Source organism: Microcoleus sp. FACHB-SPT15 (assembly GCF_014849525.1).
Taxonomy (GTDB): Bacteria; Cyanobacteriota; Cyanobacteriia; order Cyanobacteriales; family Coleofasciculaceae; genus Symplocastrum; species Symplocastrum torsivum.
This window is the reverse complement of the sequence record NZ_JACJNU010000009.1, coordinates 16,648-31,972: the sequence shown is the minus strand read 5'-3', so window position 1 is coordinate 31,972 and position 15,325 is coordinate 16,648. Positions and strand designations below refer to the sequence as shown.

Below are 15,325 nucleotides of genomic sequence, written 5' to 3'. Positions count from 1 at the left end.
CTCACGCGTTACTCACCCGTCCGCCACTAGCTCCCTAAAGAGCCCGTTCGACTTGCATGTGTTAAGCAGACCGCCAGCGTTCATCCTGAGCCAGGATCAAACTCTCCATTTTGCTCTTGAAAAGCTTGGCTCCGAAAATCTTTATCTCCGGAATCCTCTTGATTTTGTTTGTCTTGGGGTGAACCCCAAAACTCAGTTTCTTTTAACGAGGATTGGATATATCTAGTGCTTTCAAACTATTATTTTTTCTAGGTTCGCTGTGTCGAAGGGTTTTCCTTTGGCACTTGACTACTTTAACGAATCCTCGTCCCCTTCGAGTGGTGACAACCGTACTTTATTGGTCGGATTTCTCGACTTTCTTGCCGAGTTCTCTAATCCTTAGGGACTTCCAAATAAAAAAAACGTCCAACAATCTGGCTGTCAATACTATCCCTAAGATCGAGATAGGAACACTTTCACCGAGCTTGGGACATGAAACGCATCGTACTGATTGCTGGCTTTGAATCTTTCAATGCTGACTTGTACCGCAAAGCCGCGCATCTGGCAGGGCAGGGCTGTCCTGACTTGGATATTCGGGTGTTTAGCGATCGCTCCCTCACCACTGAACCCAAAGCGATAGAAGAAGCACTCAAAGATGCCGATGTCTTCTTCGGCAGTCTGATATTTGATTATGACCAAGTTTTGTGGCTGCGAGACCGAGTACAACATATTCCCATCCGCCTTGTCTTCGAGTCAGCCCTCGAATTAATGAGTCTTACTCAAATTGGTGCGTTCAAAATTGGGGATAAGCCCAAAGGTATGCCCAAGCCTGTTAAATTTATCCTCGACAAATTTAGTAATGGGCGAGAAGAAGACAAACTTGCTGGTTACATCAGCTTTTTGAAAGTTGGTCCCAAACTGCTGAAATACATTCCCACCCGGAAAGTTCAAGACTTGCGGAACTGGCTAATTATCTACGGGTATTGGAATGCTGGCGGGACAGATAATGTCGCATCAATGTTCTGGACGCTAGCAGAAAAATACCTGGGGCTGAAGGTGGGAGAAATACCACCACCAGTGGAAACTCCCAACATGGGATTGCTGCATCCAGACTATGACGGTTACTTTGAGTCACCTCGGAAGTATCTGGACTGGTATCGCCAAGTGAAGCCAGAAACTTGGCATTTGCCTGTGGTTGGAATCTTGCTTTATCGCAAGCATGTCGTTACCCAACAACCTTACATTCCTCAGCTAATTCGCCACTTTGAAAAAGCTGGATTAAGCCCTTTGCCAATTTTTATTAACGGGGTTGAAGGACATGTCGCCGTGCGGGATTGGATGACATCTACCCATGAAACGCAGAAGCGCAAGCTAGGTGATATTGAAACGCCCTCTCTCTCTACTGAATCGGTGAAGGTAGATGCAATTGTCTCTACTATCGGCTTTCCCTTGGTGGGAGGACCAGCAGGTTCGATGGAAGCAGGGCGTCAGGTGGAAGTTGCCAAACGCATTCTGAGTGCGAAGAATGTACCCTACTTCGTTGCAGCACCTCTACTGATTCAGGATATTCACTCTTGGACACGCCAAGGCATTGGGGGGTTGCAAAGTGTTTTCTTATATGCATTACCAGAATTGGATGGGGCGATTGACCCCGTGCCTCTCGGTGGCTTAGTGGGAGAAGATATTTATCTCGTTCCTGAACGAGTGAAGCGACTGACTGGGCGCGTCAAGCACTGGATTGCCCTGAGAGAAACACCTTCAGCTAATAGACGGATTGCGATTATTCTCTATAATTTCCCACCGGGATATGGGGCAACGGGAACAGCCGCGTTATTAAATGTACCGCGATCGCTTCTCAAATTCCTCCACGCCCTCAAAGACCAAGGCTATACCGTTGGGGAATTACCTGAAAACGGCGAAGAATTAATCCGCAGGGTGAAAGAAGCAGATGAGGCTACCCCAGAACAGCCTCTTGTGGGACAGGCGTCTCACCTGCCTTTGGGAGAGGGCGGGCAAGATGCCCACCCCACGAGAACTGTTAATGCTAAAACTTTAGAAAAATGGCTGGGTTACCTCCTCACCACACGCATCAAGAAACAGTGGAAATCCCTCACGGGTACTGGCATTAAAACTTATGGCGGTGAATTCCAAATAGGCGGCATTCAGCTAGGTAACGTCTGGATTGGTGTGCAACCTCCACTTGGTATTACAGGTGACCCGATGCGGCTAATGTTTGAACGGGACTTAACACCTCATCCCCAGTATGCCGCTTTTTATAAATGGCTGCAAAACGACTTTCAAGCTGATGCCGTAGTTCACTTTGGAATGCACGGCACTGTCGAATGGTTACCCGGTTCTCCCCTTGGTAATACTGGCTACTCTTGGTCTGATATTCTTCTGGGAAATTTGCCCAATCTCTACATCTATGCAGCAAATAACCCCTCCGAGTCGATGCTGGCGAAACGTCGCGGCTATGGGGTACTGATTTCCCATAATGTACCTCCCTATGGTCGCGCGGGTCTGTATAAGGAATTAGTTGCACTGCGGGATTTAATTTCCGAGTATCGAGAAGACCCAGAAAAAAATTACGCCCTCAAAGAGGCAATTTGTAAGAAGATTGTGGACACAGGGTTAGATGCAGATTGTCCGTTTGAGGATGCGAAGAAGTTAGGCATTGCTTTTACTCTGGAGAATGCCCGGATGTTTAGTAATCATGCCTTTAACGGCTCTTTGGTGAAGTTGTACGAGTATCTACAAGTGGTGGAATCTCGCTTATTCTCATCAGGTTTGCATACGTTGGGTGAGGTGCCTGATTCGGAACAGTTAGCGTCGTACCTCCAAGCTTATTTTGGAGAGGAGTTGCCAGAAGAATCGCTTGATTTAATCTCATCTGGCTTAGGGGCGCAAAGCCTTGCACCCCTATACAATGGTCAATCTGCACGTTTAGATGAAGCGTTGCAAATCCGTGACCTGTTGGTTCAAACCAGCGACGAAATGACTAATTTGTTGCGAGGGTTGAATGGGGAATATATTCTACCAGCACCAGGGGGCGATTTATTGCGAGACGGTTTAGGTGTGTTGCCTACAGGACGGAATATTCACGCCCTTGACCCTTATCGGATGCCTTCTCCGGCAGCTTATGAACGGGGGAGAGAAGTGGCACAAAAAATTATCGCGCAGCACATAAAGGAACATAACGAGTATCCCGAAACTGTAGCAGTCATGTTATGGGGACTGGATGCGATTAAAACCAAAGGTGAATCTCTCGGCATTCTCCTGGAACTGGTAGGTGCTGAACCCGTGAAAGAAGGCACGGGGCGCATTGTGCGTTATGAATTGAAACCCTTGGCAGAGGTTGGGCATCCCCGGATTGATGTGTTGGCGAATCTGTCTGGCATCTTCCGGGATAGCTTTGTCAATATTATTGAATTGCTGGATGATTTGTTCCGACGGGCAGCAGAGGCAGAGGAACCGGAAGACCAAAATCTTATCCGAAAACACGCTTTGAAGTTGCGATCGCAAGGTGTAGAAAATTCATCTGCCCGATTGTTTTCCAACCCTGCTGGTGATTTTGGTTCGTTGGTAAATGACCGAGTTGTGGATGGAAACTGGGAATCAGGGGAGGAGTTGGGAAATACTTGGCGCGATCGCAATAGTTTCAGCTACGGTAGACAAGATAAGGGGCAAGCGCGTCCCGAAATCCTCACCCAGCTATTACAAAGCACCAGTCGCATTGTCCAAGAAATTGACTCGGTTGAATATGGACTCACCGACATCCAAGAATACTACGCCAATACGGGTGGATTGAAACGAGCAGCAGAAAAACAAGGGGGCAAAAAGGTAAACACCAGTTTTATCGAAAGCTTCTCGAAAGACACCACACCCCGCAATTTAGAAGACTTGCTGCGTCTAGAGTATCGCACGAAGTTACTTAACCCCAAGTGGGCAGAGGCGATGGCGAATCAAGGTTCTGGCGGTGCTTATGAAATCTCGCAACGGATGACAGCGTTAATAGGTTGGGGTGGTACGGCTGATTTTACCGATTCCTGGGTGTATGACCAAGCAGCCGATACTTATGCTTTAGATGCAGAGATGGCGAAGAAATTACAAGAGGCAAATCCTGAAGCATTCCGTAATATTGTCAGCAGGATGTTGGAGGCAAATGGACGAGGTTTTTGGCAACCGGATGAAGAGAAGTTGCAGAAGTTGCGGGAATTGTATGAGTTGACAGATGAGGAATTGGAAGGGGTGACGGTTTAACGTGATCAATACACTAGTGTTCGGTTTTCGTCCAATCACGACGAGTAAGGCTTCACCCTGTAGCGTTTCACCGTTGCTCAGCGTTAGCGTAAACACTCCATCAGCATGAGCAACCTTTTCAGTATTCACGTTGAAATAAATCGAGATGCCATCTTGCTTGAACGCCCCTGGTTGTTAATGAGGCGCACCCAGAGGCACTCTCTGAAATTGGGATTGCCGTGAAAGCTTATGGGGTTAAAAGCTTTTTGAGGATTCTTGAGTCCTCTCCCCTTCCAACTCAAGTTCGACTGTTGAGTCGAATAGTTGAGATGATGCCGGAGGAAGTGCGACAGGAATTGCGATCGCCGTTTTAGATGGTTTAGCAGTAAAGCGTTACATCTTCACCACATTGGTCTGCCAAATAGGTTAAAGATTTGAAACGAATATAAACGATTTGCTCGTAGAAAGGATTCAGTTTGCAGAGTGGTGGAATGCGAACAATAGTGTGGTCAAGAAATTTAATTTCTCGCTCAAAGGGACAACGAGCTGGAATGAGTTTGCAGAGCGATCGCGCTACTTGAGGATTGCGAATTTCTAAAGATTCCAGCCATTGGCGGATTGGGTTCAATGGTGCACTAAAGCGACTTCCAGTTAAGCTATTCACTAATAGAGACTCAATAGGGGAGAGGTTGGAAAAATATCTGCCGGATGGTAGATGTGAAAGTAGGAGTTTTACCTTTACTCCGGGTTAATCTCTAAGTTAGACCTGAAAAATGCAGAACTTGTGTAGACTACAAATCCAACCTAAAAAATCGGGTTACTCATCCCAGCCCAAAGTTTTTGCAATCTGAGCGGGGAGTGTCATTGCCTTGAATGGCTTGGGAATAATTCCTGCTACGCCGAGTTCGGCGAACCGTCGCTGTTCTGCCGCTTGCACCTTTGCTGTCATCAAAATTACAGAAATAGACTGGGTGGCTGGATTTGCCTGTAACGCCCGAAACGTTTCTATGCCATCCATATCCGGCATCATCACGTCTAACAAGATGAGATCAGGTTGCTCATCGGCTGCCTTAGCTAGTCCTTCCACGCCGGATGCTGCAATTGATACATCCCATCCACCAACCGCTTTAAGAGTGAGTTGAGCTACTGCCCGAATATCGTATTCGTCATCAATAATCAGAATGCGTCTAGTGGTCATGTAGGGGTGTCTCCCGTCTTGCCTCGAATCATTCGGTTGAGCAGGTCGATCGCTCGTTGTTCAAATTCTTGTGAAGTAATGCGTCCTTTGGTCAGGAATAGTGTCTGTCCTAGTTTTAACCGTTCGCGATCGCTCTCATCCAAATCTTGCGCGGTATAGACAACGAGTGGAACCTGACGCAAGCGATTATGCTGCCGCAGCCAGTCCACTACGGCAAAACCATTGTATTCTGGCAGTGCCAAGTCGAGTACTAGTAGATCGGGAAGAAGGCGCTGGCTCAAGTGAATGGCGTCCCGTCCGGTTTGGGCATAAAAGGTTTCTATCCCGTGTCGAGAAAACACGGTCGCAAGTATTTGTGCCAGTTCTAAGTCATCTTCGACAATCAGAACTTTAATGGTTTGATTGCGATCGGCTAATACTCGCTCTAGAGCTTGACGTAATATCCTTGGTTCTGGAGGTTTCACAATCCAATCGCTGACACCCGGATGGGGGGTTTCTCTCGCATCCGGTAACAGCCCACTGAGAATGATTACTGGAATCGTTTGCGTTTCTGTCTGATTCTTCAGAACTGCCAAAGTTTCCCACCCATCCATCTCTGGCATCATAAGGTTGAGAAGAATCACATCAGGTGGCTGGGCAACTGATTGTTCTACCGCCTCTTGTCCCGATGCGACGGTTAGCACCCGGTAGCCTTGCCGTTCTAGCATGGCTCGCACTACAGTCCGAACAGAGGAGTCATCATCGCAAACCAGAACAAGGGGGGAATTTTGAGTTGAATCTCCTAACTCAGGACACAAAACTGTTAGCGAAGCGGTCCCGCCTAATGGCGGGACGAACTCAGGACGTTCGACATCGCTAAGGATAGGTAGGGTAAAGCAGAACGTGCTACCTTCTCCTAAGGTGCTTTCTGCCCAAATCTGTCCTTCATGCTGCTGTAAGATACTGCGACAGATGGCTAAGCCCAAGCCCGTTCCTCCCTTTTGGCGCGAATCCGAGGCATCAACCTGCTGAAAGCGTTCAAAAATAGATTCGAGCTTGTCAGACGGAATCCCGCGTCCTTGGTCTCTAACTTTAATAAGGAGAGTGTCGGAATCGGAAGAGGATGAAGGATAAACGCTTTCTGCCCCCTGCCTCCTGACCCCTGACGCCTGACCCCCAATCAACTCTGCGCTCAACCAGACTGTACTGCCTTGAAGTGAGAACTTAATCGCATTACTGAGTAAGTTTGTGAGGACTTGAATGATGCGATCAGGGTCTGCCCAAAGGCGAACTGAGACAGGAGAAATGGATAAGGTGACTCCAGCCTTTTCTGCTATTTCCTGGATTGCCTCTATAGATTGATTCATTAAGTCACCAGCATCGCAGGCTTGTTTCGTCATGACGATTTTGCCTGACTCAATGCGTTCGATGTCTAAGATGTCATTGATCAGACGAACTAAGCGATCGCTGTTATTCGCCGCTATGTTCAACATCTGTTGAGCATCTTCTGGTTGGTTTTGCAAGACGCCACCGGCTAGTAAGTCCAAAGCAGCGGAAATGGAGGTGAGCGGTGTCCTCAGTTCATGGCTGACAACTGAGATGAATTCGTCCTTCAATCGTTCAATTTCGCGGCGATCGCTAATATCCTTCATGAAACAGTAGTTCCCAATGAACTGCTGGTGTTGGTTGTAGGCTTTAACTATCACCACTTGCTTATCGAAGACGGTTCCATCTTTGCGTAATGCTTTAGCTTCAAACTCTGCCTTACCGTCAATCAGCATCCGTTGGTAGGCAGCCTCTACGGTTTCCAGTTCCTCTGGATCAATCGTTTGTTTCCAATTTATCCGAACCAATTCTTCGGGTTGGTAACCCAACATACTGGCATAAGCTGGATTAGTTTTGAAGTAACGCCCCTGAGTATCTAATTGAGCGATACCTTCAACAGCACTTTCCAGTGCCTTGCTCAGATTGCGAAGTTCTTCAAGAGCCTGTTTGCGATCGGTAATGTCTTCAATTTGGGTAACGACGTACAACGGCTGGTTTTGCCCATCACGGACCATTGAACTACTCAACATTCCCCAAACCGTATGTCCGAGCTTATGCGAGTACCGCTTTTCAAACTGACAGGAGGTAATCTCGCCGGACAGCATTTGCTGAAAATAGTTGAGTCCAAGGTGCAAATCATCGGAATGGGTAACTGCCTGAAAGGTGAGCGCTAGCAATTCCTGCTCTGAGTAACCCAGCATCTCACACAAAGAACGATTGACTTGCAGCCAACGACCATCCAGCGATACCAACGCCATCCCGATCGCGGCATTTTCAAACGCCTGGTGAAACCGTTCTTCGCTTTCCCGTAATGCTGCCTCTGCCCGTTTGCGTTGCGCCGCCGCCGCCACGGCATCGCTAATATTTCGGAAATAGACGGATAGACCATCTCTAGAAGGATAGGCGTGTACCTCAAACCAGGTATTCAGCGGCGGATAGAATGCTTCAAACTCAACACTCACTTGTTGCGACACTGCCCGGTGATACTCCAGGTCAAAGGTCGAGCCAACCGCTTCAGGAAACTCATCCCACATCACTTGACCAAGCAACTCCTCCCGCGTTCGCTGCAAGAGCAGTTCTGCTTGTCGATTTAAGTAGGTATATCGCCAATCTCGATCCAATGCAAAGAACGCATCTGTAATGCTTTCCAGAATATTTAAGCTCTGGTTACGAGCGGCCTCTGCTTCAGCCCTTGCCTGTTGCTCTTGAGCGAGAAATTGCAGGCGATCCTCCTCTGCCCGTTTGCGATCCGTAATATCCCGCGTCACTTTTGTAAAGCCACGCAGGTTTCCCGCCTCATCTCGCAGAGCGGTAATCACAGTATTTGCCCAAAATCGCGATCCATCTTTGCGAACGCGCCACCCTTCATCTTCCACTTGATCCTCGGCAACTGCTATTTCTAGCAACCATTGAGGATGACCGCGCTGAATGTCCGCTTCAGGATAAAAGCGGGAGAACAACTGACCAATAATCTCGTCTGCTCGATAGCCTTTAATCCGCTCCGCTCCACTATTCCAGCTTACAACTCGTCCACTGGGGTCGAGCATAAAGATCGCGTAGTCTTTGACCTTCTCAACAAGCAGGCGGAATCGCTCCTCACTCTGGGACAGTGCTGTCTCCTTCCGCTGACGTTCCTGGATTTCCTGTTCTAGTCGTGTATTCTGTTCTCGAAGCTGCCGGGTCAGATGTCGGAGACTCACATGGGTTTGAACCCTAGCTAACACCTCTTCTTGTTGAAAGGGCTTAGTAATATAGTCCACCGCGCCGATGCTGAAGCCTTTTACTTTATCTACAGTTTCACTCAGTGCGGTCATAAAAATGACTGGAATTTCTGCTGTTGCTTCATCCGCTTTCAGACGACGGCACGTTTCAAACCCATCTATTGATGGCATTAGGATATCTAGCAGGATTAAATCAGGTAAGGCATACTTCGCGTTCTCGATCGCACTCATCCCATCTTCCGCCACCAAAATTTTGAAGCCAGCATTGGTCAAACAACCAAACAAGACTTCTAAATTGGTCAGTGTGTCATCCACAATTAGGATGACTCCCTTTTCACTCATAAACTATTCCACATTTAACTTGCATATAGTCACTCGCTGAAAGTCGTGCAAATACAGGTTTCTTTCTTTATGACTTTTGACTTGCTGAGTCGTTATTCTGACCTCTGAAACAGTTTGATAAATTCTAAGATTTGCCGCGCTCTGAAACCTTTAGTTAGTTGGCGAAGATGGGTTGCAAAGGGAACCCACTGCGGATCGAGCATTTCTAATTTAGTGGCTCGCTCAGCGATTCCTTTGAGGTCGCCCATCATTGCCAAGTGAAGTAAAGCTGCGATTTCTTCAGCAGGGGGAGCAGGAGAGATAGGGGGATGGGGGGATGAGGAGATAGGAGGAGATAATATTTCCTTTTCTCCTACTATTTTTGTCCCCTTGTCTTCATCTTCATAAATCCACTCTAGCTTCAGATGAAGGGATAATCGCTCCAAAAGCTCGGCTTCACGGATTGGCTTCGGTAGAAAGTCATTGCAGCCAACTTCTCGACTCTGCTGCCGATCCATATCAAATGCGCTAGCCGAGGTCACAATAATAACCATCTGCTGTAAGTCTGGAGACATCCGGATCTGCCGGGTTGCCTCAAACCCATCCATAACAGGCATTACCAAATCCATTAAAATCGCATCGGGTTGAATTTGGTGTGCCTTATGCAGACCCTCTTGACCATTGATTGCTTCTACCACTTCAAATCCTAACGGCTGTAGTAGATTGGTCAGAACTAAGCGATTTTCCTCCCTGTCGTCCACCACCAGGATTTTTCGCTTGCCGCCTTTGACTCCAAGAACACACCGGCGATCGGGAGAGGCTATATCAGACGTGCAGTCAACTTCAGCTAGCTCTAAATCAACCCAGAAAATGCTTCCTTTTCCAAGCGTACTCTGGACGTTGATGTCACTTCCCATCATTTGAATGAGTTGGCGACTGATGGCTAATCCCAACCCAGTTCCTTCAATCTGCCGATGGCGATCGCCCACTTGTCGGAATGGCAGAAAGATTTCCTGGAGATGCTCCTGTGTTATTCCCATGCCAGTATCTTCTACCTGAAACCGAAGTTTGGAGGAGTTAGGAGTTATGAGCGCGTCGGTATTCGGAACCTTTTCCGAATAGGGAGACGCACCCCGTAGAGGTTTTGAGTTTTGAGTTGAATCTATTAACTCATAATTCAAAGCTGAGCCTTCAAAACTATCGACATCTCCAACTTTAAAGGTTACCTCACCATTTTCGGTAAATTTAACCGCATTGCTCAGTAGATTAATCAGAACTTGCCGCAACCGTTTTTCATCTGCCCGAATTGATTTGGGAAGTTGCGAAAGCACTTTATAGGTGAACAATATTCCTTTTTGCTCAGCCCGAATTCGACAGATTGCAACAATCCCTTCCAGAAAATCTCGAAGTTGGAAATTGTTCAGGTAGAGTTCCATTCTTTGAGCTTCGATTTTGGACAAGTCCAAAATATCGTTAATTAACATCAGCAGATGTTCGCCACAGCGATGGATGGTATTAACACCACTCTTTTGCGGGTCTGTCAACGTGTTGTCCTTGTTCAGGATTTGGGTGTAACCTAAAATGCCGTTAAGGGGAGTTCGGAGTTCATGGCTCATATTTGCCAAGAATTCACTCTTCGCTCTGTTGGCAGCCTCAGCCACTTGTTCTGCGCGTTTGCGATCGCTGATTTCTTGTTGTAGCTGGATGTTCTTGTCCTGTAACTCTAAGGTGCGCTGTTGTACTTTAGTTTCCAAACCTTTATTTGCTGCTTCTAAGTCTTTATAAAGACGGGCATTTTCTATCGAGATGGCGGCTTGAGATGATAAAAGCTTTAGTAATTCTAGGTGATTGAAAGTAAATGCTCCAGTTGTTAAATTATTTTCTAGATAAAGAATACCTACAAGCTTACCTTGATGAATCAGTGGCGTACATAGAACTGATTTTGTTTCTTTGTTAATGATATAAGTATCAGTCGTGAAAATTCCTGAAGAGGATGCATCATTTAAAATAACGTCTTCATGAGTTCTCTCTACATACTTAATGATAGAGACAGGTAATTGCTGACTAGTAGCTAATGGTAGCGATTGCAGTACCATAACCTCAGTTTTTTCGGTAGTTCCTTGAGCCTCTATAAGCAATTCACCTGATTTTTCTAGAATTAAGAATCCAGTTTCAGCACCAGCATTCTCAATTACAATTTTCATTAACTTAACCAGTAATTCATCGAGAACAATCTCGCCAGACAGAGCTTGTGATGCCTTGAGAACTGTAGCTATATCTAGAGATGCAGTACTATCAGTCGTTAGAGTTGTTCTTCGCGCTCCTTCCTTAGTTAAAGTTTCTTGGTTAGTTCTCCCCACCAGAATTTGCGGGTATCTTGCTTCTAAATCTTTGAGTTTTGCTGTTGCTCCCCATTGAGCGTATCCATAATAGGATTCTGTTAGATAAATCTGAGCAAACTTCTCCTTACCAAGGGACAAGTAAAATTCTGCTGCCCGTTCATTAGCCAGTGCTTCTTCTTGGATATATCCCTGCTCTCTGGCTCCTGCGATCGCCCGGTCGTACAGCTCCATTGCTGTGGCAACTTGCCCTAAAACCCGCGCCTTCTCTGCCTCTACAAGCTCGTACTTATGCTTAAAATTCATTGGGGCATGGTACGCCCATTTCTGCATTTTTTCTTGGTTGGCTTTTACTTTATCGAGAATGTCCTGTTGCTCAGACCGTAAAGCATTAGGATACACTGCCAAATGCACTAAAGAATCGTAAAAATAAAAGATAGGTAAAATAACCAAACTTGCTGCCGTATCTAAATATTCTTCGGCTATATTTGCGTTTTTTATAGCTTCTGAATACTCTGCAAAATAACAGCAAATCAAAAGCTTATTAAAATATAATATATAAATTGCCATTCGGTCATTTTTTTGCTGGTGCAGCGGCAACATTATCTGTTCATTGTAAATCTCACCACTTAAAATACAGTGATTTTGAGTTTTGCTCGTTATGTTTAAAACAGCTTGCCAATAGATTTCTTGGTAATGAAGTGTTGTTTCTTGCTTAACCTTATGAATGGCATCCCAGTACAGAGCTATTTCTTGTTCTAAAATAGTTAGTTTCTGACCAGATAAATAAGCATGAGAGCTGTATTCAAATGCACTGTAGCTGCCATACTCTAAATCTCCTTTTTCTAATCCATTAATGTAATTTGACCGAAAATAATCTAGGGTATTCCTAATATGTTCTTTCCAATGCCGGACTAGGACATTGACTGCATGGTGAGTCCTAGTGCTAATTTCTTCAGCACTCCATTTCGAGAGTAGATTTAACGCTAATTGACCAAACTGATAACCTTGCTCGATATCTCCCACAAGCCCGCACAGAAAACCACCATAAAGGGAGTATGCAAAGGCAGACATAGAAGCATTACCATATTGGACAGATAGATTGACTTGTTTACATACCACTAGAACCATCAGTTCTGGAGCACAGAAGATGGCTGAAGAAAATATACTCGACAGCAACTTTAAGGCGGCTAGTTTATCTGAGTCTGTCATTTGAGGTAAATCTATCAAGTCAGACGGTTCCTTTCCGCTCAAAATTGATGCAGTTTCCTGCAAACCTTGTCCAATCTCTGCTAAGCTCAGTTGTTCAGGAAATTCTATCCCCAATAGTTTTAAGACTTGCAATCCCTTATTAATCGCTTCTGTGAGCTTGTTCTGCCTGGTATAGGCTTGAATCTGAATTTCATACACCTTTACTTTGTCTAGTAGCGTTCTAGCACAGTCTTCCACTACCTCAAGATAGTTCTGCATCGCGTCGAAATCGCCGCTTAAAAATGCTGCCTCTAATGCTTCGTTATACAGCGCTAATGTTAGGTCGTACTGACTCTCCCAACTATTGTCTGGCAAGAGTCCAAAACTGATATTAAAATATTTGACAGCCGACTCATACGCTGTTGATGCTTTCGCTTTCTGTCCTGCAATGAGATTCAGTTCAACTAGTTCATATTTTTCCGAATCTAGGGTGAGTAAGTCTGCACCGTAATTTAGTTGGTTGACTAATGCAAAGATGTTTTCTTTTCGTTCTTCAAACGTCGTATTTTGTAGGAGCAACTGACCGATTTTTAGGTGAGTCTCTCTCTTCTGTGAGTCTGGAATGAGAGAGTAGGCAGCTTGTTGCACGCGATCGTGCAAAAACTTGTAGCCAACTTTCAACGGCTCAACTTGCAAAGTAGTTGAGGTTTCTAGGTCAAGCACCAGTGGAGTTTTATAAGCATCAGAGAGAGGTAGAATCAAATCGGCTTGTAGAGCTTCCCACAAATCATTTGCTGTCTCTGACTGAGATTTTTCATTGACAATGGCTAAAACATCTAACGTAAATTTGTCCCCAATGCAGGCGGCTAACTTTAGGACATTCTGCGTCTTGGGCGACAGCTTTTGAATTTGGCTAACCATCAGCTCAACGACATTATCGGTGATATTAATGCCTTGAAGAACATCGATATCCCACTGCCAGCAACCTTGACTGAAATTAAATGACAGTAGATCTTCCTGATGAAGCGATTTGAGTAGCTGAGTTAAGAAGAAAGGATTACCTTGTGTTTTCTTGAAAACTAAATCAGCTAATGGCTTAGCTTGGTCAGCAGCACTGTGGAGGGTATCAGCGACTAATTGGCTAACATGAACAATATTCAAAGCTTGGAGAATGATGTTATTTATAACCGCCCCAGCCTGTTGAATTTGCTCTAAGGTATGAATTAAGGGATGAGTGGCACTGACCTCATTGTCTCGATATGCCCCAATTAGCAGCATATATTGGCTATCCGGATCGGTCACGATTAGCTCAATGAGCTTGAGAGAAGATAAATCAGCCCACTGCAAGTCATCTAGAAAGACGACAAGTGGGTGTTCGGGTTGGCTAAATACATGGATGAACTGTCGGAACACCCGATTGAATCGGTTTTGCGATTCAGATGGACTCAGTTGAGGAACGGCTGGCTGCGAACCAATAATCCGTTCCAATTCAGGAATCACATCAATAATGATTTGACCGTTGGAACCGAGGGCTTCTAAAAGTTTTGATTTCCAACTTTCTATTTTGCGATCGCTTTCTGTCAGTAGCTGCCGCATCAAGTCCTGAAACGCTTGAATGATAGACGCATAGGGAATATTGCGCTTGAACTGGTCAAACTTACCAGAAATAAAGTATCCTCGCTGACGCACAATTGGTTTGTGAACCTCATTCACCAGCGAGGATTTGCCAATTCCGGAGTAACCACTGACCAGCATCATTTCTGTTCTGCCAGAACTGACACGGTCAAAAGTATCCATTAGCAAACCAACTTCCTGTTCGCGTCCATACAGCTTCTGCGGTATCGAAAATTGACTAAATAAATCCAGTTCTCCAACTTTGAAATGAGCAATCTCCCCAGACGTTTGCAACATCCTCAAACAAACTTCTAGATCGGCTTTCAGTCCCAGCGCACTCTGATAACGGTCTTCTGCTGTCTTGGCAAGCAGTTTCATTACAATGTCAGATATCGCCAGAGGAATGGCTGGATTTAATTCCTCTGGTGGAATTGGAGTTTTCGCAATATGGCAGTGAACCATTGCTAGTGGGTCATCAGTTGTCGGACAGGGCAACTGACCCGTTAGCATTTCGTAAAACGTAACGCCTAAAGCGTAGAAGTCAGTCCGATAATCGATCGCACGATTCATTCTCCCGGTTTGCTCTGGTGCCATATAGGCAAGCGTGCCTACTCCGATGTCCTGCGGTACACCAACAGAGGATGCTTCGTGAACCAACGAACTAGAATTATTAACTGTTTTATTTTCTCTAGATAAACGAGAAGCAATACTAAAATCAATAATGTTAACTTTACCTGTTGTTGAATCAATCAGGATGTTATGAGGTTTAATATCTTTATGAATAATATTATTCTGATGAAGCTGAGCTAAGGTTGAAGCCAACTGGATACCAATTTGCAAAAATTGGCTCAACTCAAGTGCTTGAGCCGAGAAAAAAGTTGTCAGTGCTTCTCCTTTAAAATCGGGCAGAATTAGAGCTAAGCCATTCTGATAACTTTCTAGAGCAATTGGTTTCAGAATTCCATCAATATCTAGAGGCTGGAGGATTTTAAACTCATGCCTCAGTTTTGTGAGTTCTTCAATTGTGGGATACTCAGCTTTTAGGGTTTTGATAATAACGCAGGTATGTTCTGGCTCTTTAGCAGCACGATAAATGATGGTATTTATTCCCTCATAAATCACGTCTAAGACCGTGTAGCCAGCAATATTCATGATCGTATTTACCTTCAATTAAAACTCTTCGTGAAGCCGAGATTCCT

General features: G+C 45.4%; 6 protein-coding genes and 1 rRNA gene. 2 read left to right on the top strand and 5 right to left on the bottom strand.

What is annotated here, in order from left to right; all coding sequences use genetic code 11:
* Positions 1–112: ribosomal RNA gene (locus tag H6F98_RS04200) — 16S ribosomal RNA — on the bottom strand; the annotation flags it as partial.
* Positions 113–471: 359 nt separating this feature from the next.
* On the opposite strand from H6F98_RS04200, the gene bchH reads away from it, so the two are divergent.
* Together bchH and H6F98_RS33915 are read left to right on the top strand one after the other, a co-directional pair.
* Complete coding sequence (gene bchH, locus H6F98_RS04195; protein WP_192217435.1) at positions 472–4,239, top strand: magnesium chelatase subunit H; 3,768 nt, start codon at positions 472–474, stop codon at positions 4,237–4,239.
* Between the two features lie 218 nt (positions 4,240–4,457).
* Positions 4,458–4,592 carry a hypothetical protein gene (locus tag H6F98_RS33915; RefSeq protein ID WP_277927509.1) on the top strand — a complete coding sequence of 45 codons (135 nt, stop codon included), beginning with the start codon at positions 4,458–4,460 and terminating at the stop codon, positions 4,590–4,592.
* A 5-nt stretch (positions 4,593–4,597) separates the two neighbouring features.
* Here the strand turns inward: H6F98_RS33915 and H6F98_RS04190 are convergent, their stop codons facing one another.
* The 4 genes from H6F98_RS04190 to H6F98_RS04175 all read right to left on the bottom strand — a co-directional run bounded on the left by H6F98_RS04190 (position 4,598) and on the right by H6F98_RS04175 (position 15,278).
* Complete coding sequence (locus H6F98_RS04190) at positions 4,598–4,882, bottom strand: Mo-dependent nitrogenase C-terminal domain-containing protein (RefSeq protein WP_192217434.1); 285 nt, start codon at positions 4,880–4,882, stop codon at positions 4,598–4,600.
* A 153-nt stretch (positions 4,883–5,035) separates the two neighbouring features.
* Positions 5,036–5,416 carry a response regulator gene (locus H6F98_RS04185; protein WP_192217433.1) on the bottom strand — a complete coding sequence of 127 codons (381 nt, stop codon included), beginning with the start codon at positions 5,414–5,416 and terminating at the stop codon, positions 5,036–5,038.
* Entirely contained in the window at positions 5,413–9,003 is a 3,591-nt protein-coding gene (locus tag H6F98_RS33280) for a PAS domain S-box protein (RefSeq protein ID WP_192217432.1), read from the bottom strand. Before H6F98_RS33280 ends, H6F98_RS04185 begins: the two co-directional genes overlap by 4 nt.
* Positions 9,004–9,095: 92 nt before the next feature.
* Complete coding sequence (locus H6F98_RS04175) at positions 9,096–15,278, bottom strand: hybrid sensor histidine kinase/response regulator (protein WP_192217431.1); 6,183 nt, start codon at positions 15,276–15,278, stop codon at positions 9,096–9,098.
* Positions 15,279–15,325: the final 47 nt, after the last annotated feature.